Source organism: Zobellella endophytica, from assembly GCF_003012775.1.
GTDB lineage: Bacteria > Pseudomonadota > Gammaproteobacteria > Enterobacterales > Aeromonadaceae > Oceanimonas > Oceanimonas endophytica.
This window is the reverse complement of sequence record NZ_PXYG01000001.1, coordinates 537,601-560,421: the sequence shown is the minus strand read 5'-3', so window position 1 is coordinate 560,421 and position 22,821 is coordinate 537,601. Positions and strand designations below refer to the sequence as shown.

The 22,821-nt window shown below is 61.9% G+C and carries 21 protein-coding genes; 8 read left to right on the top strand and 13 right to left on the bottom strand.

Going from position 1 to position 22,821, the window contains the following annotated elements:
* Window positions 1-9 precede the first annotated feature (9 nt).
* Window positions 10-990: a tripartite tricarboxylate transporter substrate binding protein gene (locus tag C7H85_RS02510; RefSeq protein ID WP_106728130.1), complete on the bottom strand. Its 981-nt coding sequence runs from the start codon at window positions 988-990 to the stop codon at window positions 10-12.
* A 215-nt stretch (window positions 991-1,205) separates the two neighbouring features.
* Window positions 1,206-2,831 carry a fumarate hydratase gene (locus C7H85_RS02505; protein ID WP_281257555.1) on the bottom strand — a complete coding sequence of 542 codons (1,626 nt, stop codon included), beginning with the start codon at window positions 2,829-2,831 and terminating at the stop codon, window positions 1,206-1,208.
* 198 nt (window positions 2,832-3,029) lie between these two features.
* Between C7H85_RS02505 and C7H85_RS02500 the strand changes: the two genes are divergently transcribed.
* The gene (locus tag C7H85_RS02500; protein WP_106728606.1) at window positions 3,030-3,935 is read left to right on the top strand and encodes a LysR family transcriptional regulator; all 906 of its coding nucleotides are present in this window, start codon (window positions 3,030-3,032) and stop codon (window positions 3,933-3,935) included.
* 387 nt (window positions 3,936-4,322) lie between these two features.
* On the opposite strand, the gene C7H85_RS02495 is transcribed toward C7H85_RS02500, so the two are convergent.
* The 3 genes from C7H85_RS02495 to C7H85_RS02485 form a co-directional block, all read right to left on the bottom strand.
* Window positions 4,323-5,765 (bottom strand): SLC13 family permease, encoded by a 1,443-nt coding sequence (locus C7H85_RS02495; RefSeq protein ID WP_210433541.1) that lies wholly within the window; start codon window positions 5,763-5,765, stop codon window positions 4,323-4,325.
* 439 nt (window positions 5,766-6,204) lie between these two features.
* Window positions 6,205-6,384, bottom strand: a complete 180-nt coding sequence (locus C7H85_RS02490; RefSeq protein ID WP_210433540.1) for an Lrp/AsnC ligand binding domain-containing protein — start codon at window positions 6,382-6,384, stop codon at window positions 6,205-6,207.
* A 20-nt stretch (window positions 6,385-6,404) separates the two neighbouring features.
* Window positions 6,405-7,337 (bottom strand): LysR family transcriptional regulator, encoded by a 933-nt coding sequence (locus C7H85_RS02485; protein ID WP_106728128.1) that lies wholly within the window; start codon window positions 7,335-7,337, stop codon window positions 6,405-6,407.
* Between the two features lie 109 nt (window positions 7,338-7,446).
* On the opposite strand from C7H85_RS02485, the gene C7H85_RS02480 reads away from it, so the two are divergent.
* Entirely contained in the window at window positions 7,447-8,664 is a 1,218-nt protein-coding gene (locus C7H85_RS02480) for an MFS transporter (protein ID WP_106728127.1), read from the top strand.
* Window positions 8,665-8,708: 44 nt separating this feature from the next.
* Here the strand turns inward: C7H85_RS02480 and C7H85_RS02475 are convergent, their stop codons facing one another.
* The 7 genes from C7H85_RS02475 to C7H85_RS02445 form a co-directional block, all read right to left on the bottom strand.
* Window positions 8,709-9,089, bottom strand: a complete 381-nt coding sequence (locus C7H85_RS02475; RefSeq protein ID WP_106728126.1) for a VOC family protein — start codon at window positions 9,087-9,089, stop codon at window positions 8,709-8,711.
* An 83-nt stretch (window positions 9,090-9,172) separates the two neighbouring features.
* Window positions 9,173-10,183 carry a LacI family DNA-binding transcriptional regulator gene (locus C7H85_RS02470; RefSeq protein WP_106728125.1) on the bottom strand — a complete coding sequence of 337 codons (1,011 nt, stop codon included), beginning with the start codon at window positions 10,181-10,183 and terminating at the stop codon, window positions 9,173-9,175.
* 275 nt (window positions 10,184-10,458) lie between these two features.
* Entirely contained in the window at window positions 10,459-11,298 is an 840-nt protein-coding gene (locus tag C7H85_RS02465; protein ID WP_106728124.1) for a sugar phosphate isomerase/epimerase family protein, read from the bottom strand.
* Window positions 11,295-12,551: an NAD(P)/FAD-dependent oxidoreductase gene (locus tag C7H85_RS02460; protein WP_210433539.1), complete on the bottom strand. Its 1,257-nt coding sequence runs from the start codon at window positions 12,549-12,551 to the stop codon at window positions 11,295-11,297. The genes C7H85_RS02465 and C7H85_RS02460 overlap by 4 nt, the downstream gene beginning before the upstream one ends.
* The gene (locus C7H85_RS02455; RefSeq protein WP_106728122.1) at window positions 12,535-12,849 is read right to left on the bottom strand and encodes a MocE family 2Fe-2S type ferredoxin; all 315 of its coding nucleotides are present in this window, start codon (window positions 12,847-12,849) and stop codon (window positions 12,535-12,537) included. Before C7H85_RS02455 ends, C7H85_RS02460 begins: the two co-directional genes overlap by 17 nt.
* Window positions 12,850-12,873: 24 nt before the next feature.
* Window positions 12,874-13,959 carry a fatty acid desaturase family protein gene (locus C7H85_RS02450; protein WP_106728121.1) on the bottom strand — a complete coding sequence of 362 codons (1,086 nt, stop codon included), beginning with the start codon at window positions 13,957-13,959 and terminating at the stop codon, window positions 12,874-12,876.
* A gap of 99 nt (window positions 13,960-14,058) precedes the next feature.
* Window positions 14,059-14,691: a helix-turn-helix domain-containing protein gene (locus C7H85_RS02445; RefSeq protein ID WP_106728120.1), complete on the bottom strand. Its 633-nt coding sequence runs from the start codon at window positions 14,689-14,691 to the stop codon at window positions 14,059-14,061.
* A 43-nt stretch (window positions 14,692-14,734) separates the two neighbouring features.
* On the opposite strand from C7H85_RS02445, the gene C7H85_RS02440 reads away from it, so the two are divergent.
* The 4 genes from C7H85_RS02440 to C7H85_RS20210 all read left to right on the top strand — a co-directional run bounded on the left by C7H85_RS02440 (window position 14,735) and on the right by C7H85_RS20210 (window position 17,456).
* Window positions 14,735-15,427 carry a B3/B4 domain-containing protein gene (locus C7H85_RS02440; protein ID WP_106728119.1) on the top strand — a complete coding sequence of 231 codons (693 nt, stop codon included), beginning with the start codon at window positions 14,735-14,737 and terminating at the stop codon, window positions 15,425-15,427.
* A 138-nt stretch (window positions 15,428-15,565) separates the two neighbouring features.
* Entirely contained in the window at window positions 15,566-16,207 is a 642-nt protein-coding gene (locus C7H85_RS02435; RefSeq protein WP_106728118.1) for an FMN-binding negative transcriptional regulator, read from the top strand.
* Between the two features lie 113 nt (window positions 16,208-16,320).
* A complete protein-coding gene (locus tag C7H85_RS02430) occupies window positions 16,321-17,211 on the top strand; it encodes a dihydrodipicolinate synthase family protein (protein ID WP_106728117.1) in 891 nt (296 codons plus the stop codon).
* Between the two features lie 122 nt (window positions 17,212-17,333).
* A complete protein-coding gene (locus C7H85_RS20210) occupies window positions 17,334-17,456 on the top strand; it encodes a hypothetical protein (RefSeq protein WP_281257554.1) in 123 nt (40 codons plus the stop codon).
* Window positions 17,457-17,638: 182 nt separating this feature from the next.
* Here C7H85_RS20210 and C7H85_RS02420 read toward each other — a convergent pair whose 3' ends face one another.
* Window positions 17,639-18,520 carry a GntR family transcriptional regulator gene (locus tag C7H85_RS02420; RefSeq protein ID WP_106728604.1) on the bottom strand — a complete coding sequence of 294 codons (882 nt, stop codon included), beginning with the start codon at window positions 18,518-18,520 and terminating at the stop codon, window positions 17,639-17,641.
* Window positions 18,521-18,856: 336 nt separating this feature from the next.
* On the opposite strand from C7H85_RS02420, the gene acnA reads away from it, so the two are divergent.
* Together acnA and prpF are read left to right on the top strand one after the other, a co-directional pair.
* Entirely contained in the window at window positions 18,857-21,439 is a 2,583-nt protein-coding gene (gene acnA / locus C7H85_RS02415) for an aconitate hydratase AcnA (protein WP_106728116.1), read from the top strand.
* Between the two features lie 25 nt (window positions 21,440-21,464).
* Entirely contained in the window at window positions 21,465-22,607 is a 1,143-nt protein-coding gene (gene prpF, locus C7H85_RS02410) for a 2-methylaconitate cis-trans isomerase PrpF (protein WP_106728115.1), read from the top strand.
* The last annotated feature ends 214 nt before the right edge of the window (window positions 22,608-22,821 follow it).

Below are 22,821 nucleotides of genomic sequence, written 5' to 3'. Positions count from 1 at the left end.
TATTCCCTTTTATTGCTGAGTGACGATACCGAGTTTCTCTGCTACAGCAGTGTATTCCTTCTTCCTAGCAGTAATAAATTCGTCCATTTTATCGTAAGTGATATTAGTGATAACAAATCCATTAGCTTCCATTTTATTCTTATGCTCTGGATCAGTGCTTATTTCAGAAAAAATATCCGACACTTTCTGCTTGATCTTCTCTGGAGTTGATGACGGTACAGCTACACCACGGTAGGCACCACCAACAAGCTCGATACCCAACTCTCGAAAAGTGGGGACCTCCGGGTAAGCAGGAAGACGCTCTTCCGCCGCTATCGCCAGCATCCGCAGTTTGTCACCGTAATTAGATCCGGAACTGGCATAATTAAAGCCTGCTACGACTTGATTCCCCAGCACCGCAGTAATAGCCGGACCAGTGCCATTGTAGGGAATATAAGTCGTGGTCACACCAGCAAGTTCATCTAAACGAACCTGGGCGATATTGTTGGAAGAGTAAGAGCCAGAACCACTGAATGTAACCATAGCAGGATTCTTTTTGGCATAGTCAATCAAATCATTTAATGTCTCAAACTGGCTGTCAGCAAGAACAAAGATGGCGTCAGGAGTATAGTGATCATAATTAACCGGAGTCAGGTCATCGGTCTGGTAGCCAACGTCTTTTTGCAGCGGTTGCAAGATAGTATGGGGGATATTGATACCCATGACGGTATAGCCATCACCAGGCATACGGTTCAACTGTGACCAGGCCGCAGCCCCTCCAGCACCTGCCATATACTGAATGATGGCAGGTACGCCGGCAACTTTCTCGAAAGATGCCTGTTGAAAGCGAGCGGCCAAGTCCGACTCGCCGCCGGCGCTAAACGGAATAATATAGTTCATGGGTTTACTGGGATAATTCTCCACAGACTCCGCACTTGAGTTCAGTGAGACAGAAAATATCGCGGCGGCCGAGATTGTTGCAAAAACATATTTAAAATTATTAGTACGCATTGCCTTTACCTCTCCAGGTTTTAATTAACCGTGATTGAAAGTCAATCACGGAGTTACAAACCAACAAAACATGACTATCTGCCATATCCAGCAGTAATGTTAGGAATAGGAATGAGTCATAGATAAACAACCGGTATAGCATCCATCCTGACAACCACTCGCATCATTGATGATTTTTTGGTGTCATAAAAAAGAATACCGGTTCACATTAAAAATCATTCTAACTTAATAACTTCACCTCTATTTGGGTTAAAAAAGTCATTTCCTTTGTCATCAACGACAACAAATGCAGGGAAATCCTCTACGTCTATCCGCCAAATTGCCTCCATCCCTAGCTCCGGATATTCCAGGCATTCAATTTCCTTTACGGAATGCTGGGCTAATGACGCTGATATTCCACCAATAGAGCCAAGATGAAAACCACCATGTTTTTTACACGCAGCGGCTACCATCGGGCTTCGGTTGCCTTTTCCTATCATAACCATGGAACCCCCAACTGCCTGAAACACATCGACATAAGGATCCATTCTTGCTGCAGTAGTTGGCCCAAGAGAGCCAATCACAAAGCCTTCAGGCACTTTCGACGGTCCAGCATATAGCACTGGATGATTCTTGAAATACTCTGGCAAGCCTTCGCCACTATCGAGCCGATCCTTTAATATCGCATGCGCAATATCTCTGGCTACAATAATTGTCCCAGTTAAGCTTACTCTTGTGCTAACTTTTAACTTAGTTAACTGCTCCTGAATCTCATTCATCGGAACATTTAGGTTGATAGGGATTGCCGTGCCACCTAATTCTTCTTCAGATATATCTGGGAGGTAAGATGCCGGATCGTCTTCCAGTTGCTCGATAAAAATGCCATCTTTAGTGATTTTTGCTACAGCCTGGCGATCCGCTGAACATGATACGCCAATACCAACAGGACAAGATGCACCATGTCGTGGCAACCTGATAACCCTTACATCATGGCAAAAGTACTTTCCATCAAACTGACAACCAATTCCGAACTCTTGAGTTAATTTTAATATTTCCTGCTCAGTTTCTAAATCTCGAAATGCTTGTCCATATTCACCACCATGTGTCGGCAAGTCATCGAGATAACGAGCAGTAGCCAGCTTCACAGTTTTCAGGGTTGATTCTGCGGAAGTTCCACCAATAACAACTGCCAAGTGATAAGGGGGGCATGCTGCGGTGCCTATTTTTCTAAGATTTTCCCGAAGGAAGTTCATAAGAGATTTGTGGTTCAAGAGAGCTTTTGTTTCTTGGAAAAGGTAAGTTTTATTAGCAGACCCTCCTCCCTTTGCCATAAATAAGAATTCATACTCGTGACCTTCGCTACTGTATAGATCAATCTGAGCCGGAAGGTTATTTCGAGTGTTTACTTCTTCATACAAAGTAACCGGAGATATCTGAGAATATCGGAGATTAAGCTGAGTGAAAGCATCATAAACCCCCTGAGATATATACGCTTCTTCTTCTCCATCTATCCATACATACTTACCTCGCTTACCATGGACGATAGCCGTACCTGTGTCCTGGCACATTGGAAGCACACCGCCAACAGCCATGGATGCATTTTTTAACATCTGCAAGGCAACAAATCGATCATTTTCAGATGCTTCAGGATCATCAAGAATATCACGAACTTGTTTAAGGTGAGATGGCCTGACTTTATGGGATATTTCTTTAAATACCTCCCTTGTCAGCAAACGTATACCTTCGGGATCGACCTTTAATATTTCTTTCCCATCAAAATGGGAAATGGAAACATAATCTGACGTTATCTTTCTGAAGTTAACATTACTCTTCCCAACAGGGAACATTTTTTTATATTCCACAAACACCTCCAGGGCCATTATCACATAAAAATTCAACAACAGCGTTAGTTACCTTATATTCCTATGGTTAAAAATATTAAAAAATATCATTTCATAGAAATGATAACTATCACCCTCATTTATCTTGATTCTATTAGATTGACCCATCCAACAGGAAATGCTATTTTCGAGCGACCCTATGCATGATCGGCATTGCTTATGGAACTCCATTGGTTAGAAGACTTTATTGCACTTGCGGAGTATGAGAGCTTTTCTCGTGCAGCCAAGCATCGAAACGTTACGCAGCCTGCGTTTAGTCGTCGCATCCGCTCTTTAGAAGACTGGCTGGGCGTCGAATTATTTGTACGAACATCTCAAGGCGCAACGCTTACAACAGCAGGTCGCGAAGTGCTTAACTCTGCTCAAGACTTGGTCAGGCGACTCTATCAGTTTCGTATAGAGGCTAATGAAGTTGCAGGTAAGGAATTACGGCTGTTGCGTTTTGCGGCAACCTACTCACTTTCTTTTATGTTTTTTCCTCGATGGGTTAGATCTCTCGACAGCAAAGCTCCTTTTGAGTCCATGCGATTAACCACTGATAGTATGAAAACATGTGAACAGATGCTTATTCATGGTGACGCTAATTTCTTGTTATGTCACAGCCACCCCGATGTACCAACATATTTACCTGAAGATCAATTTATTTATAAAGTTATAGGCCATGACTACCTTATACCTGTAATTGGTAGCACGGTATGCTTCGGCACTGATCTTTTTAAAAAGAGTAGCATTCCCTTCCTTAAGTTCAGTGAAGACTCTGCGCTTGGTCGTATATTAGATTCCAAAATATTAAAAACAACTCACACCCCTAACTTAGATGTTGCATTTGAATCTCATCTGTCACCAGTATTACTATCGATGGTGATAGAGAACAAAGGCGTTGCCTGGTTACCAAAATCTATTGCTGACGGTGATATTAATAACGGAACCCTGATAAGAGCATTTGGTGAGGAATTTGATATCTCATTGGAAATTAGACTGTATAGGCCAACCTGTAACATGGGTTATTTTGTGGAAAATTTTTGGGAATCCATTTATGAAGAAAAAAGCAAAGAGCCCAAATAGAATAACAAGTAATATGAAAGCTGTTTGGCCCTACCCCGTCACTCCCGCGAAGACGGGAGTCCAGTGCAAACCGTTATGGACCTCCGCCTTCGCGGAGGTGACTGTTAAATAACTGATCCTAATGGTGCTACATCGGCCGGGCACCGCACACAGACACGCCGTAAACCCATCCCTGGGGGCTCCGCCGCGCTATCCCTGGCGCAGAGGGTCTGCTTAGTAGTACCTGCCCGCTGTCTTTATTGATCTACTATTCGGAACAGCTATTTAAATAGTCACGCTGAAGAGAGAATGCCTGGCTAATAAATACGACGACAACCTGGTCAACGAAAAAGGAAAAGGGCGACATCCCTTGCCACCCTTCGTCATTTTATATCACCGCCCCGAGGCTCAGAGCATGCCGCCGAAGATAAGCGGCACCAGGTACGAGATGATGATCACCGAGAACACCACGCCGAGCAGGTTCAGCCATATCCCGGCCCTCACCATGGTACCTATCTTCAGGTAACCGGTCGCGAACACGATGGCGTTGGGCGGCGCGGCAACCGGCGACATAAAGGCAAAGGTCGCCCCCATGCAGGCCGCCACCATCAGGATGATGGGATCCATGCCCAGGGCGGCGGCCCCGGCGGCCACGATGGGATACACCATGGTGGCGGTGGCGGTGTTGGAGGCGAACTCGGTGAGCAGGGTGATCACGCCCACGATCAGCGCTATGGTCAGCCACAGCGGCACCTCGGTGAAGTTAACCAGTTGCCCGCCTATCCACTGATCCAGGCCGGAGCTGGTGATACCGCCGGCAATGGCCAGGCCGCCGCCGAACAGCCACAGTATTCCCCAGGGCAGCTTCTTCACCGTGTCCCAGTCCAGGATATTGCCGACGGCGTTCCTGGCCGGCAGGATAAACAGCACGAAGGCGCCGCACAGGGCGATGATGGTGTCGTCGATGCCGGGGATCAGGGCCTTGAGCACGAAGCTGCGGGTTATCCATGCCAGGGCGACCAGCGAGAACACCGCCAGCACCACGGTTTCCTCGAAGCTCATTTTGCCCAGTTCCTTCTTCTCCTTTTTAATCACTTCCACGCCACCGGGGAGATGCTTGACCTTCATCGGGAAGGCAATCTTGACCAGGTAAAGCCAGATCAGCGGCACCAGTATGGCCACCAGCGGAATGCCGAACAGCAGCCACTGGGCAAAGGAGATCTCCACGTCGTACAGCTTCTTGACGGTGGCCGCCAGTATGGTGTTGGCGGGGGCACCGATCAGGGTACCGAAACCGCCGATGGTGGCCGCATAGGCGGTGCCCAGCATCATCGCCGTGCCGAAGGGAAAGTTGCCGGGCGTGGTGTCGGTTCCGGGGCTGTTTTTCTGGATGGAGTCGGCAATGTGTTTGGTGACCGCCAGGCTCATGGGCACCATCATCATGGTGGTGGCGGTGTTGGAAATCCACATCGACAGAAAGGCGGTGGCCGTCATGAACCCGAGGATAATCATGTTCGGGTTGGTGCCGATGAAGGAAATGATGCCGAGCGCGACCCGGCGGTGCAGGTTCCATTTTTCCATGGCCAGCGCCATCATGAAGCTGCCCACGAACAGGAAGATCAACGGATCGCCGTAGGAGGCGGACACCGCGCCCGTCTTCATCACGCCCATCAGCGGGAACAGGATCAGCGGCAGCAGGGAAGTGAGCGGAATGGGAATGGCTTCCGTGATCCACCAGGTCGCCACCCAGGCCACGATGGCCAATACCGCCACCGCCTCGGCCGACATGCCTGCCGGCGCGAAAAAGGCATTGATAATAAAGAACAGGGCCGGCCCCATCAGCAGCCCCATATATTGCGCGTTACTGTAACTCCTCGATCTTTTATTGTCCGAGGCCGAATCCTGATTACCCGGACTCAACCCCAGTGTGAGAATAAACCTCAGCGTTTTTTTGGCCTGATCGTTCCAAGCCCACATTTGATTCCAGAATGTCCTGACGGATGACATGACCGATAACTCCCTTTTCTGTTTGGGCCGGTAAAAACCCTTTCAGTTATTTCCATTGGCATATAAAAATAGGGACGAGTCTGTTTATCACATCCGGGGCGGATGCAATCATAATCCTTATATACCTTGCCTGGCGTTAACGTCAGGCATCAATTGCCACAACCCGTTAACGTGTTGTTAATATAACTCCCTGCAAGATGTAATGGATTAACGTGGATTCACTTCATTATTGAAATGAGCTCAATAATTCATGCCCGGCGGGACCGTCATTCGCCGGGCAGCGTCAGTCCGCGTCAACCGGGACCTGCATCCCGGTTTTGACCCTGTCCATCGCCACCAGCGTCTTGAATGATTTGACGTTTTTATTGTCGTGGAACAGCCGGTGCGTGAGCTCGACGTACTGCTCCATGTCCCGGACCAGGAAGATCAGCACGAAGTCGCATTCTCCGCACTGCTGCTGCAAGGGCGAAGTTCCGGCAGCTCCTAACCGGAAGCACCACAGCTGCCAGGCCGGATGTCGAGCGATGCCTCGAAATGAGACACCAGGGCTTGAACCTTCGGCAGGTGCTGCCGGCCACGCTGCCAGACCACGTGCAATGGCAGCCCCTGCGTGGCCAGTTGCGGCAGTATCCTTGTCAGTTTGCCGTCACGTATTTGCCGCTCCACCAGCCAGGTGGCGAGTTGGGCCACGCCCAGCCCCGCCTCCACCGCCGCAACCTGCGCCTCGGCCTGGCCGAGCACTATCCGGCCTTCAACCTGTTGCCGCACCAGCGGGGCCTGCCCTTCCTTGATCAGCCAGGGGCTTGTGCCGCCATCGGCCCTGCCGTACAGAACGGCCTCGTGATGAAACAGCTCAGCCAATGATGCCGGCTCTCCATGCGCCAGCAGGTAGCCCGGAGAGGCGCAGAAAATCAGTTCCTCGTGTCCCAGCAATTGATGGCCGACCGTCGCCGGCCAGGTATCGGCTCCGCCTATTCTCACGGCGACATCCAGCCCGTCTTCGGCCAGGTCAACGAATCGGTCGGTGAAGGATACGTGTGGCACCACCTGCCGATGTTTTTCAGCAAACGCCAGCAGTGCTGGCAGTGCCCGCATTCGGCCAAAGGTGGCGGGAAGACCCACTCTCAACCGCCCCGATGGGATCAGCTGCTCTGCCGACAGCTGCCGCTCCGCCGCCTCCAGCTCTTCCAGAACGCGCACGCAGACCTTGTAGAAAGCCTCTCCCGCGTCCGTCATTTCCAGCCGGCGCGTCGTCCTGTCGAACAACTGCCGGTTCAGGCGCCCCTCAAGCCGGGCGATGGCCTTGCCCACCGCCGAGTTGGTCAGGTTCAGCCGGGCGGCCGCCGCCGTGAAGCTCCCGGCCTGGGCAACGGCAACAAAAGTATCGAGTCCTTTCAGGCGTTGTGCGGGTGTCATCAATCAGGCCTTTATAGAATTAATTTCCATAATAATCTGTAAATGTTATCCATAAAAAGAATTTTTATCCACTGTAACATAAGGCCCTTCTTTTTCCGGAGTAAAGACCATGCCGACCATTAACCCCGTGAATGACGACCCCCAGCCCCGCCTGGCAACGGCCAGGGGCAGTTCTGCGTCCATTTCAATCCTTGCGGTGGCCGCCTTTGTCATCGTCACCACCGAATTCCTCATCGTCGGGCTGTTGCCGGCGTTGGCCCGCGACCTCGCCATCTCGGTCGCCACCGCCGGCCAGTTGGTCACCTTGTTCGCGGTGGTGGTGATAGTGGCGGGCCCCTTCCTCACCGCCTGGCTCGCTCATGTTGATCGCAAGCGGCTATTTATCGGCATCCTGGTGCTGTTCGCCTTCTCCAACGGCCTCGCGGCCGTCGCGCCGAACCCCTGGGTGCTGGCCGTGGCGCGCCTGCTGCCGGCCCTGGCGTTGCCCGTGTTCTGGGGCACCGCCAGCGAAACGGCGGCGCAGATTGCCGGGCCGGGCAAGGGCGGCCGGGCCGTGTCGAGGGTCTATCTCGGTATCTCTGCCGCCATGCTGTTCGGCATTCCGCTGGGAACCCTTGCCTCCGATGCCATCGGTTGGCGCGGCGCCTTTGCCCTGCTGGCCGCGCTGTCGCTGGCCATCGCGCTGCTGATATACATCAGCATGCCGGCCGTGCGCGCGCCCCGGCCGGTGGCGATGGCGGATCAGGCCAGGATCCTCAAGAGCCCGTTCTTTGTTGCCAATGTCGTCTTGTCGGTTTTGATCTTCACCGCCATGTTCGCCGGCTACACCTACCTGGCGGAAATGATGGAAACATCGGCGGGCATTGAACCGGCCCGGGTGGGCTGGTGGCTGATGGGGTTTGGCGCCGTCGGCCTGTTCGGCAACTGGCTTGGCGGCCTGTGGGTGGACAAAAAACCGCTCGCCACCACCGCCATCTTCAGCGTGGTGCTCGCCCTGGGCATGGTCGCGACCATGGCGTTTGCCAGTGCCGGCCTCTGGTTTGCCGTCGCCCTGGCCGTCTGGGGTATCGCCAACACCGCCCTTTATCCAATCTGCCAGATCCGCGTGATGAACGCCGCTTCCGGGGCCCAGGCTTTGGCCGGCACGCTCAATGTGTCCGCCGCCAACGGCGGCATTGCCCTCGGCGCCATGATCGGCGGCCTCGGCATCTCGGCCTGGGGGGTTGGCAATATCGGCTACGTGTCTGGTGTTATCGCCGTGTTCGCCGCGCTGGCCACGCCACTGGTGGCAACGCTGTCGCTGGCCGCCAGGAGAACTGCGCATTGAGGAGAAACACCCCGGGCCGGTGCGCACCGCAGCGGTAACCGGGGTCAGCCCGCCGGCTCGGCTATCTCGACCAGGTTGAGATCCGGGTCGCGCAGGTAGATGGAACGGATGGGGCCGGTAGCGCCGGTGCGCATCACGGGCCCCTCGATAATGTTTGCCCCCTTTTCCCGCAACAAGCGGATCACCTCGTCCAGGGGGCGGTCGGCGATAAAACAGAGATCGAGCGCCCCGGGCACCGGGGTGTGGGCCTTGGGCTCGAACTCCTTGCCCTTGAGGTGCAGGTTGATCTTCTGGTTGCCAAAACGCAACGCCTTGCGCCCCTGGCCGAAGCATTCCAGCCCCATACCCAGCAGCTCGACATAAAATCCGATACAGGCCGCCTCATCCGCGGTGGTGAGGACCAGGTGGTCCAGACGATCTATCATTGTTCTTCCTCATCATATTGCCGATTTAACCGACCGGTTACCGCCTGCAAGAATACTACTCATCCATGAGAGCACCGCCACCCTCAGTCGCCCAGGTTTTCCGGGGTGTACAGGGTGAAGTCGATGCGGCCGCCGGCGGCGGGCGGGGTGGTCCGCTCCAGGTGGCAGATCAGCAACTCCAGGGCGCGGAAGGCGTGCAGCTCCGGGTTTTGATCCAGGGTCAGGTGCATCTTGCCCTGGCGCAGCAGGGCCTGAGTGGTGGGGTGAAGCTCATGGCCGATAAAAACGCAGCGTCCGGCCAGTTGCCGCCGCTCCAGCAGGCCGGCGATGATGCCGTTGCCGGGCCCGGTGTTGTACAGCCCGGCCACCGCCCCCGCCGCCAGCCGCTCGCGCACCAGGGATTCGATCAATTCGTTCTGCTCACGCCCTTCCAACACCCGGGGCTGCAACCGGGGGCTGGACCGGGCCAGCCGCTCCAGGCAGCCGCGCACCCGCTCCCGATGGGCGGTCAGTTCCAGCCGGCCGCACACCACCAGCACCTCCCCCGGCTCCCGGCACAGTTGTCCGAGCAACCAGCCGGCGGTGCGCCCGGCGGCGTACTGATCGATGCCCACATGGCAGAGCGGACGGGTGTTGGGCAGCACGGTAGCCAGGGTGACCACCGGCACGCCGGCCTGGCCGGCGCGGTTGACCGCCGTCGCCACCGCCGGATGGGCGGGGCCGAACAGCACGATGCCATCGCGCCGCGACGCCGCCAGCTCCAGCAGCCGGGCCAGCCGTTCCGGCTCCGGGTCGCGCACCAGGGTGCGGTGCAGCACCAGCTGGCGCTTGCCGAGCACCTCGGCGGCGCGCACAAAGCCCTGCTCCAGCCGGCGGAAGAAGCTGGCGCCGTTGTCGCAGAGCACCACCTCCAGGTGGCGCAGCGGCTGCCAGGCGTCCGGCAGGGTGCGTTTCAGCCCCAGCTCCCGGGCCGCCCGCAATACCCGCTCGGCGGTGGCCGGGGTGACGTTGCCCCGCTCGTTCAGCACCCGGTCCACCGTGGCCCGGCCCACGCCCGCCCGTTCGGCGATCTCGACGATGGTGGTTTTTTTCACGCTGCTCCGCCTTGCATCAGGTTGTTGCCGCTAAGGCCGCCATTTCAGCACAAGGCGGGAGCCCGGCACAGAGCCGGCGCCGCATCCGGTCGAATAAATTCGACCCTACGGGCGCCGGATTACACCGGAGTCTGCCGTAGGGTCCATTTCAATGGACCATCCCGCCAACGGCGCCGGGGTTCGGTCGAATAAATTCGACCCTACAGACCCCGCCGCAGGGTCCACTTCAATGGGCCATTCACCAACGACGCCGGGTTCAGTCGAATAAATTCGACCTACAAGCCCTGCCGTACTTCCGCCCAGATGGTTTCGGCCAGTTGCTTCAGTTGCAGGGATTCGGCCCAGCGGTCGGTGATGTCCTGCCCGTCCGCGCCGGTGATGGCATAGGGACGGGTGCCCAGCTCGCAGGTAAAGGCCAGGCTGTCGCCGGGGGCCGCCCGCGCGCACCAGTTGGCAAAGCCCCAGCGCCACAGCCGGCGGTACTGCTCCACCCAGGGCTGGTGCTGGGCAAAGCTTATCGGCAGCTGCACCTGCTCGCAGTTGGACACCCGGCCGTGGTAGGCGTGGCAGTGGCGCATGATCTCCCTGAGCTGTGCCTCGGCCTGGGGGTCGCCCTCCACCAGCGGCAGTTCGTGCCCGGCCACGTAATGGGACAAGTCCCCCACCAGCCGGAGGCTGGGCAGTTCCTCCAGCAGCTCCAGGGTGAAGAACAGATCGTTGGTCAGCCGGTAGCGGTGGGTTTCCACCAGCACCGGAAAGTCCACCTGCTCCGCCAGCCGCTGCCAGCCCCGCAGCAGGGCCAGCGCCGCCGCCTTGTCGCGGGTGCGCACATCGGGCTGGATGGTGACGTGGTGGCAGCCGAACTCGGCCGCCAGCTCCAGGGTCGGCTGCAGCTCGTCCACGCTTTTAGGGAAGCACTGGGCCTCGGCGGTCAGCCCCAGCGGCCGCAGCTCCTGGGTGAGCCGCCGCACGTGGCGGCGATCGGTAAAGTGGTCGGTCACCCCGGCAAAGCCGTGCTCGGCAATGCGCCGGACCGCCTCGGGCAGCGGCAGGGTGTCGCCGCCCGGCAGGATGTTTTCCATGGCCCACATGGATTGCAGGATCAACAGTTTCATGCGGCCTCCCCGGTGGCGGCGGACAACAGTTGCTTGAGCCTGACGCCGGGATCGGCGAGCAGCGCGGGATCGGGGCAGGCCCGCAGGTTGATCAGCCGCTCGGCCAGCTTGATGTCCTTGGCCACGGCGTTGCCGGGGCCGATGCCGCTCGCGGCCAGCAGGCGGCCGTCCCGGTCCAGATGGAACAGCAGCCGGGCCCGTTCGCCCAGCTCCCGGCACAGGGTGCGGTCGGCCAGGTGGGGCAGGCCCACTATCTGCAGGCCCAGATCGAATTGATCCGACCAGAACCAGGGCGCCGGGGCGTAAGCGTGCCGGCCGCCCAGCATGTTGAGGGCGGCGGTTTCGCCCTGCTCCCGGGCGCAGCGCCAGGATTCCAGCCGCAGCCGCTGTTGCCGGTACAGGGCATGGGGAAAGGAGCAGCAATCGCCGGCGGCGAAGATGGCCGGATCGCCGGTGCGAAGTTCGGCATCCACGGCGATGCCGTTGTCGAGCGCCAGCCCCGCGCCGGCGGCCAGCCGGGTGTTGGGCTCGGAGCCGATGCCGGCCACCAGCAGCTCGGCCTCGAGCTCGCGGCCGTCATTAAGTGTCAGCCGGGCGCCCTCGCCCCGGGGCTCGGCCCGCGCTATGCCCGCGCCCAGGTAAAGATCCACGCCCCGCGCCCGGTGCTCCTCCTCGACGACGCGGGCCAGTTCCGCCGGCACCGCCCGTTGCAGCAGCCGGAGCTGGCTTTCGAGCAGGCTGACCCGCGCGCCCTTGCCGATCAGGGCGGCGGCCAGCTCCAGGCCGACGAAGCCGCCGCCGACGATGACCACCCTTTTGCCCGGGGCCACCCGGGCGAAGATGCTACGGGCGTCGTCCAGGGTGCGCAGGGTCAGGGCCGCGTCCGCCGCCAGGCCGGGCAGCACCAGCCGCCGGGCACGGGCGCCGGTGGCCAGCAGCAGTTGCCGGTAGGGCAGGCGCTCGCCATGCCGGGTAACCAGTTGGCGATGGGCCCGGTCGATATGTTCCACCCGCTCGCCCAGGCGCAGCTCGACCCGCTCCATGGCCACCAGGTCGCCGATGGCCACCGGCTCGCCGCCCCCGGCCTTGGACAGGGGCGGCCGTTCGTAGGGGGCGTGGGGCTCGTCGCCGAACAGGGTGATCGGCGTCCGGCAGCCCTGTTGGCGCAGGGTGAGGGCGGCGCGGATGCCGGCCTCGCCGGCGCCGATGATGATGATGCGCTCGTCCATGCTCACCTCAATCCAGGCAGACATAGACCCGGCCGCCTTCCACTTTGGCGGCATAGGTCTTGAGGTGAACGCAGGCGGGAGCGTTCTTGGCCTCGCCGGTCTTGTAGTTGAAACGGCCGTTGTGCTTGGGGCACTCGATGATGTCGCCCATCACCAGGCCGTCGGCCAGGTGCACCGCCTCGTGGGTGCAGAGCCCGGCGGTGGCGAACACCTCGTCGTCCGGGCTGCGGTATATGGCCAGGGTCCGCTCGCTGCGGTCGACCCGAATAACATCCTCTTCGTCGATATCGTCGAAGGCGCACACGTCTATCCAGTTGCTCATCTTGCTCTCCTCCCCCAGGGGGACTTACAGGGAATGGGCCGGCCGCAGGTCGGCGTCGGTAGGTGGTTCGGCCGCCGCCGGCAACGGCCGGTCGACGAAATAATCCGGGTCCTGGCGCTGGCGCCACAGGGCCGGCACCAGTTCGCACAGGGCCGCCCAGGTGCTGGGATACACCGGCGGCAGATCGTGCTTGATCTGCTCGTGCAGGGCCGGCAGCGCGTGATAGGGCACCATGGGGTACATGTGGTGCTCGGTGTGATAGTTCATGTTCCAGTAGATAAAGCGGAACACCGGGTTCATGCGGATGGTGCGGCTGTTCTTGCGGTGATCCAGTACGTTGTCGGCCAGGCCGGCGTGCTGGGTCAGCCCGAACAGGTAGGCCAGCCAGGCGCCGTACATGGTGGGCAGCACCCCCACCAGCATCACCGGCAGCCAGGACTGCAGCCCCACCGCCAGCAGCAGCACGGCCATCTGCAGGGCCAGGTACATGCGCGCCTGCTGGAACACCCTGGGCCACTCCATCTCGGGAATGAAGGCCCGCTCGTCCTCGGTGAGCCGGCCGCCGCTGTGGCGCAGCAGGCTTTGCAGGGTGCCCAGCACGGCGGGAATGGCCAGCAGCCCGAGCAGGTGGCGCAGCACCGGGGTGGGACGGGGCGCGTTAATCTCCGGATCCAGCCCGACGATGATGGTGTCGGTGTGGTGGCGGGCGTGGCTCCAGCGCCAGACGGTGGGCTCGCGCAGGATCATGAAGCTGGCCTGGCGGTAGACCAGATCGTTCATCCAGGAGGTGCGGAAGGCGGTGCCGTGGCTGCACTCGTGCCAGCGGGAGTCCGACGCCGAGCTGTACAGCACGCCATAAACCAGAAAACAGGGCACCGCCAGCCAGCTGCCCCAGGCCAGCATGCTCAAGGTAGCGAACAGCAGCAGCAGCGCCCACCACAGCAGGGTATCGCGGATGGCGCTGCGGTCCTGGCGCTGCATCAGCGCCTTGAGGGTTTTGCGCGGTACCGGGGTCTGGTACCACTGGGCCGAGGCCAGGCCCCGGGCCACCGCCTCCCGGGCGCTCGGGCCGGTGAGGCGGTAATCGCGTGTGCTTGCGGATGCGGTCATGGTGTTGTTCCTGTCTGTGGTGCGGCCCAGGCGGGCCCCTCGACAGGAAAAGTAAACAAAGCGTTAACCGTTAAACAGCACGGCGTTGATGCAAAAGCATCAGGGCCCGTTCATGCCCTCAGGGCTGAGTCGTCCGTGCAGCTCGGCCACCGTCATCGAAAACACCAGCCTGGCATCGCCCTCGTTCGCATAGTGGTGGGGCACATCCGTTCTGGCCACCGCCGAGCAGCCGGCGGCAACGAGCAGCTCGGTCTCCCCCACCCTGAGCGTCAGCTGCCCCTGCTCGACATGGAACAGCTCGACGGTGCCCGGTGGATGCCCGGCGGATTCGAAGCGCTCGCCGGGCTGCATTTCCCAGCGCCACAGCTCGATCATGTCGGGTCCGCTGGTGCCGGCGAGCAGGCGCGCGGAGCCGCCCCCGGGGCCGGTCCAGAGGGTGGCGATGTCCTCGTTTTCAATCAAGTGCACCGAGGGCGCGCTGGCCACATTGACGATATCCGACACCGACACCCCGAGTGCCGCCGACACCTTGCAGAGGATGGCGATGCTGGGATTGGCACTGCCCTTCTCGATCTCGACCAACATGCCCTTGCTGACGCCGGCGCGCCGGGAGAGTTCGTCCAGGGAAAGCTTCTGCCTTTTTCTGTGCGCCTTGAGCCGGGTGGCGACGGCCTGGCTGACGGTCTGGACATCGGCGCCCGGATCGGTCGATATATTGACTTTATTGGTCATCGGTCGTTAGCATGGAATAAATTGGTCATTAAAGGATTCTGCAATGCACACCGTACTGCCGTCAATCGATCCCGCCATCGCCGACCTGGCGCCCGGCTTTCGCGCCCTCAGCATCAGCGTTGATGCAGCCGAGATCGTCAATCCGCACATCGGCGCCGATGCCCTGAACCGCGCCTGCCAGTCGCTGAGCACGGGAGGCGCGCCCTGGGCCGAGGCGCACCTGCAGGCCTGGGGCGAGGTGTTCAGGCGGTTCGGCGCCAAGCCCCAGCGCACCCCCTGCTCCGCCGAGGCCCTGCTCAAGCGGGTACGGCGCGACCAGCAGTTGCCGAGCATCGATCCGGTGGTCGATCTGTACAACGCCATCAGCATCCAGTACGCCGTTCCCGTCGGCGGCGAGAACCTGGCGGCCTATGCCGGCACGCCCCGGCTGGTCGTCGCGGACGGCACCGAGCTGTTCGACACCATGAAGGACGGAGCGCCGGCCCACGAATCCCCCGAACAAGGGGAAGTGGTATGGCGCGACGACATCGGAGTCACCTGCCGGCGCTGGAACTGGCGGCAGGGAGTGAGGACTCGGCTGGGTGCCGACGCCAGGCAGATGTGGTTTATTCTGGAAAGCCTGCCAGCCATGCCGCTGGCTGCACTGCACCAGGCTGGCGAGCAATTGACCCAGGGATTACACCTTATGATGCCGGGTGCCACCATAGAGTCCCGGCTGGTCGGCGTCGAGGGCTAACAACAGCGTGTTGCTGGTAACGGGCACGGGTTACCGTTATGAATAAAAACCTGAGTCGAAAGCCCATTGTTTTATTAAAAGGAAGGCTGACAGGAGGGTGCTTGCTACTCTCCTCTCTCAGCCTGTCTTGGAGCAAACATGTATTTACCCGTCCATTTTAATGAATCCCGAACCCAGATACTGCACGAATGCATTGAAAAGCATCCGTTCGGAACCCTGATCACCCATGGCAAGCATGGCCTGGATGCCAACCACCTTCCCTTCGAGCTGGTGGCGAGTGAAGGGGAACAGGGCGTATTAAAGGCCCATATCGCACGGGCCAACCCGATATGGCAAGACGTCAAGAATGGCGACCAAGTGCTGGTGGCTTTTCGGGCGGGCGATGCCTATATCTCGCCCAACTGGTATCCGACCAAACACGAGTCGCACCGACAGGTACCCACCTGGAACTATAGGGTTGTCCACGCCCATGGCCGTATCCACTTCCTCGATGACGAAAAGTATGTGCGGGGCGTGGTGGCCAGGCTGACCCGCACTCACGAAGCATCGCAACCCGCACCCTGGAAGATGGCGGACGCTCCCCGAGACTACATCGACGCTTTGCTCGAGCAGATCATCGGCCTGCGGATCGACATCACCCGCCTCGTCGGCAAGCACAAGCTTGGGCAGGACGAAGTAGAACAAGACAGACTGGGTGCCGGCCAGGCGCTCAGTGCCTGTGGAAACCATGTGATCGGCGAGGCGATGCTCGCCCAGGTGCCGGGCACAAAGAATGAGTAAATAACGGCTGCCGATACCGCAACATCGGCAGCATGCCCTGGATGATGGGCGTCGGTGTTCAACCACGGGGCAGCCAACCCTTGTCAGCAACTTTGTTACCAGGAGAATCGACCATGTTTGCAGGCCTCAGCGCATTTCCCCTCACCCCCATGAACGAGAGCGGCATCGACGAGGCCGCCTTTGTCCGCCTGGTCGAACGCCTGGCCGGCGCCGGGGTCGACTCCATCGGCGTGCTCGGCTCGACGGGAAACTATGCCTACCTCACACGGGCCGAACGGGCCCGTATCGTGCAGCTGGCGGTGCAGCACGCGGGGACGGTGCCGGTGATCGCCGGCATCGGCGCCCTGCGCACCCGCGCCGTGCAGGAGCTGGCCGAAGACGCCCAGCAGGCGGGCGCCGCCGGCGTGCTGCTGGCGCCCGTGTCGTACCAGAAACTGTCGGACGACGAGGTGTTCGGCCTGTACCGGGACGTGACCGGCACCCTGTCCGTGCCGCTCTGTGTCTACGACAACCCCGGCACGACCCACTTCACCTTCAGCGACGAACTGCACGGCCGGATAGCGGGGCTGCCGCAGGTGGCCTCCATCAAGATCCCCGGCGTACCGGACGACGCCGAGGCCGCCCGGGCGCGCATCGAGCGCCTGCGCGCCCAGCTTCCCCCGCACCTGACCATAGGCGTCAGCGGCGATGCCCTGGCCGCCAGGGGGCTGAACGCCGGCTGCGAGGCCTGGTATTCGGTAACCGGCGGCCTCTTCCCCCAGACGGCCCTGGCCATCACCCGGGCCGCCCGGTCCGGCGACGCCCACCGGGCCCTGCAGTTGTCCGGCCGGCTGCAGCCAATGTGGGAGCTGTTCCGCCAATACGGCAGCCTGCGGGTCACCGCAACCGCCGCCGAACTGCTGGGTCTGGCCGAGGCGCCCAGCCTGCCGCTGCCGCTCAAGACCCTGGCCGGCAGCGACCGGCAACGGCTCGCCGAGTGGCTGGCGGAGCCGGCGTTGACATAAGGTCTCCGCAGGGAGGGTGGCCCGCGTAGGGATTATGTCCGAGGCTGACGCGCTGCTTTCCTGGCCGGGGTTCGCGCTGCGCGCGAAGGCAGGCGGGCCGCCTGCGCTCCAGGAGCAGGTTTGTGCCACGTAAACACTACCGCCGTTTCCAGATAGAACACTTTACCCGGATAAAGGGAGTGCAGAGTGTGAAAACCGAGATCCCCATGCAGAAAATCAAGCTGACCCCAGCGCTGCCGGTTTGATGGCCGGGCATGCCTTCTAAGAGCACCTGTGACCGAATGGGGCGCGGGCGGCCCGTCGGCATAGGGGGTATGCCCGGGGTTGAAGCATTGCTTTCCAGGCCGGGGGTTCGCGCTGTGCGGGAAGGCAGGCGGGCCGCCTGCGCTCCAATCATCACTGTCTCAGTTTCAAACGAGATGGCGCTTTAGGGCTCCAGCCGGAATTCCCGCTTCGCCCTCAGGGCCTGGTTGAGGTGGCGGCGCATCAGGGCGGCGGCCTCGACCAGCTCGCCGCCGGCGATGCACTGCAGTATGGCGATGTGCTCCAGCGCCTGCTCCCGCCGGGGGGCCCGGCGCGCCGCCTGGCGGTATTCCACCAGCCGGCGCAGCTGATCCAGCCGCACCAGCGACTGGTGGATAAAACGGTTGTGGGACCACAGCGCCAGGGTTTCGTGGAAATGGCTGTTGGCCTCGAACAGCTCGAAGGGCGTCATGCTGAGGTAGCCGGACTCGGCGATGAACTCCTGCTGGCGCAGGCACTCCGCCAGCTCGGCGGGGTCCGCCCTGAAGTCAGGGCTCAGCAGGGCGGCCGGCTCCAGCGCCAGCCGGTAATAGTAAGACTCCTCGTAGGCCTGGCGGGAGTCGATCAGCGACAAAAATTCCCACCCCTGCCCCGCCCGGCGCTCGATCCAGCCCTCTTCCTGAATGCGCGACAGCACCCGGCCCAGGTTGGCCCGGCTGGTATCGAGCAGGCGCATCAGATCCGACTCCAGCACCTTGTCGGGCAGCTGCCGCGCCAGGCGCAGATCGACGATGCGCTGGTAGAGCGGATCTTCCGAGCCGCCGACCAGGGCCACCAGCGCGCTGTCCAGCTCGTCGGCCGGGCAGCGCAGAAAAAAGCCCCGGTTCCGGTCGTGCTCCAGCACCCCCAGCTCGGCCAGGTGGGCCAGCGCCGCGTTCACCGGCGAGCGGGATACCCCCAGCTGCTCCGCCAGGAAGCTGGCCTTGAGGTGGTGGCCGGCGGGGTAACGCTCCTGGCGGATATGCAGCACCAGTTCCCGTACCGTGCGTTGTTGCAGTGGTGTCATTTTCGCAGTCAGTGCAAGGTTGTCGACCGGAGCGGCCATGGCGATTCCCGTTACATTCGAAGAAGACATCGATTATCACACACCGGGCCGCCGAATAAACCCCGCCGCCGCCCCGGCAGCCCTTGCTTCATGATAAGCGCAGCAGAAACAAGGTGTTGAAAACCCCCGGCGGGTGCTGCCGGGGCACGCCCACCAAGATTGCACAAAATTAATAATCAGTGCAACAAATGAGATCCCCATCTCAACTTGTGAATTTCACCCATCATAAAATTGCACAAATTTAAAATTTAGTGCAATTTCAGCTTATCGACAGATACCGCAATGAGGGAGAGGAAGATGCACGAGATGTCGGAACTGCAGGTCGGGGAGCGCCGCTATCGCTTTCATGATGTGGCCGCGCGCCTGGAGCGACTGGGGCTGGAGCCGGGCACCCTGCCCTACAGCCTGCGGGTGCTGGCCGAGAACGTGATGAGAACCGCCGGCGACGAGGCCGACGCCCTGCTCGGCGCCATCGCCGCCCGGGCCCGGGACGTCGACCTCCCCTTCCGGCCGGCCCGGGTCGTGCTGCAAGATCTGCTGGGCACCCCGGCGCTGGTGGATCTGGCCGGGCTGCGCGACGCGGTGGCCGAGGGCGGCGGCGACCCGACCAGGGTCAACCCGGTCATCCCCACCCACCTGGTGGTGGATCACTCGGTGAACGTCGACCACTGGGGTAGCGACGGCGCCATGGCCGCCAACATGGACATCGAGCAGGTCAAGAACCGCGAGCGCTTCGCCTTTCTGGACTGGTGCAACCAGGCGTTCGACAACCTGTCCATCATTCCCTCCGGCAACGGCATCCTCCACCAAGTCAACCTGGAGCGGCTCACCCCGGCCATCGTCGCCGAGCCGATGCCCGACGGCGGCGTGCTCGCCTACCCGGACACCCTGGTGGGCACCGACAGCCACACCACCATGATCAACGCCATCGGTGTGCTGGGCTGGGGCGTGGGCGGCATCGAGGCGGAGGCGGCCATGCTGGGCAAGTCCCTCACCCTGCGCCTGCCCGACATCGTCGGCATCCGCCTCGAGGGCGAGCCGCCCGCCGACTACATCGCCACCGACATCGCCCTGGCCCTGACCGAAACCCTGCGCCGGGAAGGGGTGATCGGGGCCCTGCTGGAATTCTTCGGCCCCGGCGTGGCGCAGCTCTCGCTGGCGGACCGGGCCACCCTGTCGAACATGGCTCCGGAGTTCGGCTCCACCGCCGCGCTCTTTCCCCTCGACCGGCGCAGCATCGACTACCTGCGCATGACCGGCCGGGACCCCGAGTGCTGCGCGCTTGCCGAGCACTATGCCCGCCGCCAGGGCCTGTGGGCCGACAGCCTGGAGCGGGTGCGCTACGACCGGGTGGTCACCCTGGATCTGGGCTCGGTGCGGCGGGCCATCGCCGGCCCCCTGCAGCCCCACCAGCACATCCCGCTGGGCCGACGGGACATCGCCGCCCCCCCGGCCAGCGGCCTGCAGGACGGCGCCGTGGTCATCGCCGCCATCACCAGCTGCACCAATACCTCCAACCCGCGGGCGGTGATCAGCGCCGCCCTGCTGGCCCGCAACGCCCGGGCCCGGGGCCTGAGCTCGGCCCCCTGGGTCAAGACCTCCTTCGCCCCCGGCTCGCGGGTGGTGACCGACTACCTGAAGGCGGCGGGGCTGAACACCGCCCTGGACGAGCTCGGCTTCAACCTGGTCGGCTACGGCTGCATGACCTGCAACGGCATGTCCGGCCCCTTGGCCAGCCGCGAAGTGGAAGAAGAAATCCGCCGCCGGCAGCTGCAGGTGGCGGCCGTCACCTCCGGCAACCGCAACTTCGCCGGCCGGGTCCATCCCCTGGCGCGGGAGGTGTTCATCATGTCGCCGCCGCTGATCGTGGCCTATACGCTGGCGGGCACCACCCAGCTTGATCCCGAGCGGGATCCCCTGTGCCGGGACGCGGACGGCAGGCCGGTGTACCTGCGCGAGCTCTGGCCCGCCGACGACGAGGTGGCCGCCATCGAGGCCCGCTGCCTCAACGCCGAGCTGTTCATCCAGGCCTACCAGCCGCCGGCCGCAGGCCAGTCCACCCGGGCGGCCGCGGTACCGGCGCGCTATCCCTGGGCGGCCGACAGCACCTACATCCGCCGACCGCCCTACTGGTCCAGCGAACTCGGGGCCGGCAGCCAGCAACGGGATCTGCGCGACATGCGGGTGCTGGCCATGCTCGGCGATCACATCACCACCGATCACATCTCGCCCTCCGGCGCCATCCTGCCCGGCTGCGACGCGGGGCGCTACCTGCTGGAGCGGGGCATCGGCGAGGCGGAGTTCAACTCCTACGGCACCCGCCGCGGCAACCACGAGGCGGCCCAGCGCGCCACCTTCGCCAATCCCCGGCTGCTGAACGAGCTCTGCCCCGACGGCCGCGAGGGCCCCTATACCCGACTGCTGCCGGACAACACCCTCACCACCATCTTCACCGCGGCCCGGGCCTACCTGGCCCGCCGCCAGCCGCTGCTGGTGATCGCCGGCAGGGAATACGGCAGCGGCTCGTCGCGGGACTGGGCGGCCAAGGGACCCCGCCTGCTGGGGGTGCGGGTGGTGCTGGCCGAGAGCTTCGAGCGCATCCACCGCGCCAACCTGGCCGGCATGGGCATACTGCCGCTGCAGTTCGAGGAGGGGCAGAGCCGCCACAGCCTGGCGCTGACCGGCGAGGAGACCTTCACCCTGGCCGGCCTGGATGCGGCCCCGCGCCCCGGGCAGCGCCTGACCCTGACCCTCGCCGACGCCGGCGGCAACCACCGCGCCATCGCGGTGCGCTGCCGGTTGGATACGGAGGAGGAGATCCGCTACTTCCGCCACGGCGGCCTGCTGCCCGCCCTGCTCGCCGGCTACCTCCCGGCCTGACCATCAAGACACAAGGAGATTCAACATGTTGCAACGTAAAATCCCGGCCGTGTACATGCGCGGCGGCACCAGCAAGGGCGTCTTCTTCCGTGCCGATGCGGTGCCCGCGGATCCGGCCGGGCGCGACGCCCTCCTGCTGCGGGTGCTCGGCAGCCCCGACCCCTACGGCAAGCAGGTGGACGGCATGGGCGGCGCCACCTCCAGCACCAGCAAGGTGGTGCTGGTCGGCCCCTCCAGCCGGGACGACTGCGACCTGGACTACCTGTTCGGCGCCGTGGACATCCACCGGCCGGTGATCGACTGGTCCGGCAACTGCGGCAACCTCACCTCCGCCGTGGCCCCCTTCGCCATCCGCGAAGGCCTGGTGCCGGCCCCCGCCAACGGCATCGCCCAGGTCCGGATCTGGCAGGCCAACATCGGCAAGCGCATCGTCGCCCGGGTGCCGATGCGCGACGGCGAGGTGGTGGAGCTCGGCGATTTCCACCTGGACGGGGTGACCTTTCCCGCCGCGGAAATCGTGCTCGACTTTCTCGATCCGGCCGACGCCGCCGGCGGCCTCTTCCCCACCGGCCGGGCCCTGGAGCGGGTGGACATCCCCGGGCTGGGCGCCGTTGAGGTCACCCTGATCAACGCCGGCAACCCGCATATCTTCATCGCCGCCGAGAGCCTGGGCCTGACCGGCGCCGAGCTGCCCGACACCATCAACGGCGATGCCGAACTGCTGCGCCGCTGCGAGCAGATCCGCGCCCACTGCACCGTGCTGATGGGGCTGGCCGGCAGCGCCGAGGAGGCCACCCGCCTGCGCCCCCACACCCCCAAGCTGGCCTGGGTGTCCCGCCCCCAGCCCTATCCGGGGGCCGGCGGCAAGCCGGTGGCGGCGGCGGACATCGATCTGACCGCCCGCATCCTGTCGATGGGCAAGGCGCACCACGCCATGACCGGCACCGGCGGAGTGGCCCTGGCCGCCGCCGCCGGGGTCGAGGGCACCCTGGTACAGCGGCTCACCGGCCAACTGGTTATCGGCGGCCAGCCGCTGCGCATCGGCCATCCTTCGGGGCTGATGGCGGTGGGCGCCACCGTCCGGCCCCGGGGCGCCGACTGGACGGTGGAAAAGGTCACCATGAGCCGCAGCGCCCGCCGCCTGATGGAAGGCTGGGTGCTGGTCTGAAGGGCACCATTCAATCAATAACAACAACGGAAACCACGGCAACAGAGCCGACGCGATCATGCCGGTGCCGGATGACCCGGGGCGGTGGACGATAACCGCCCCGACCTTTCGCCCGGGTTCATTACTCAACCACACAAGGAGATGACATGACAGGCCGTCGCTACAGATGCATTAACGGGCAGGGATAACCCCAACGCCCAGGTTAACCATTCAC

Excerpts from the sequence above, each read along its gene's own strand:
- C7H85_RS02510 (WP_106728130.1), bottom strand. The coding sequence starts at position 990 with ATGCGTACTAATAATTTTAAATATGTTTTTGCAACAATCTCGGCCGCC.
- C7H85_RS02500 (WP_106728606.1), top strand. The coding sequence starts at position 3,030 with ATGGAACTCCATTGGTTAGAAGACTTTATTGCACTTGCGGAGTATGAG.
- C7H85_RS02495 (WP_210433541.1), bottom strand. The coding sequence starts at position 5,765 with ATGGGGCTGCTGATGGGGCCGGCCCTGTTCTTTATTATCAATGCCTTT.
- C7H85_RS02485 (WP_106728128.1), bottom strand. The coding sequence starts at position 7,337 with ATGACACCCGCACAACGCCTGAAAGGACTCGATACTTTTGTTGCCGTT.
- C7H85_RS02480 (WP_106728127.1), top strand. The coding sequence starts at position 7,447 with ATGCCGACCATTAACCCCGTGAATGACGACCCCCAGCCCCGCCTGGCA.
- C7H85_RS02475 (WP_106728126.1), bottom strand. The coding sequence starts at position 9,089 with ATGATAGATCGTCTGGACCACCTGGTCCTCACCACCGCGGATGAGGCG.
- C7H85_RS02465 (WP_106728124.1), bottom strand. The coding sequence starts at position 11,298 with ATGAAACTGTTGATCCTGCAATCCATGTGGGCCATGGAAAACATCCTG.
- C7H85_RS02460 (WP_210433539.1), bottom strand. The coding sequence starts at position 12,551 with ATGTCTGCCTGGATTGAGGTGAGCATGGACGAGCGCATCATCATCATC.
- C7H85_RS02455 (WP_106728122.1), bottom strand. The coding sequence starts at position 12,849 with ATGAGCAACTGGATAGACGTGTGCGCCTTCGACGATATCGACGAAGAG.
- C7H85_RS02450 (WP_106728121.1), bottom strand. The coding sequence starts at position 13,959 with ATGACCGCATCCGCAAGCACACGCGATTACCGCCTCACCGGCCCGAGC.
- C7H85_RS02445 (WP_106728120.1), bottom strand. The coding sequence starts at position 14,691 with ATGACCAATAAAGTCAATATATCGACCGATCCGGGCGCCGATGTCCAG.
- C7H85_RS02440 (WP_106728119.1), top strand. The coding sequence starts at position 14,735 with ATGCACACCGTACTGCCGTCAATCGATCCCGCCATCGCCGACCTGGCG.
- C7H85_RS02435 (WP_106728118.1), top strand. The coding sequence starts at position 15,566 with ATGTATTTACCCGTCCATTTTAATGAATCCCGAACCCAGATACTGCAC.
- C7H85_RS02430 (WP_106728117.1), top strand. The coding sequence starts at position 16,321 with ATGTTTGCAGGCCTCAGCGCATTTCCCCTCACCCCCATGAACGAGAGC.
- C7H85_RS02420 (WP_106728604.1), bottom strand. The coding sequence starts at position 18,520 with ATGACACCACTGCAACAACGCACGGTACGGGAACTGGTGCTGCATATC.
- acnA (WP_106728116.1), top strand. The coding sequence starts at position 18,857 with ATGCACGAGATGTCGGAACTGCAGGTCGGGGAGCGCCGCTATCGCTTT.
- prpF (WP_106728115.1), top strand. The coding sequence starts at position 21,465 with ATGTTGCAACGTAAAATCCCGGCCGTGTACATGCGCGGCGGCACCAGC.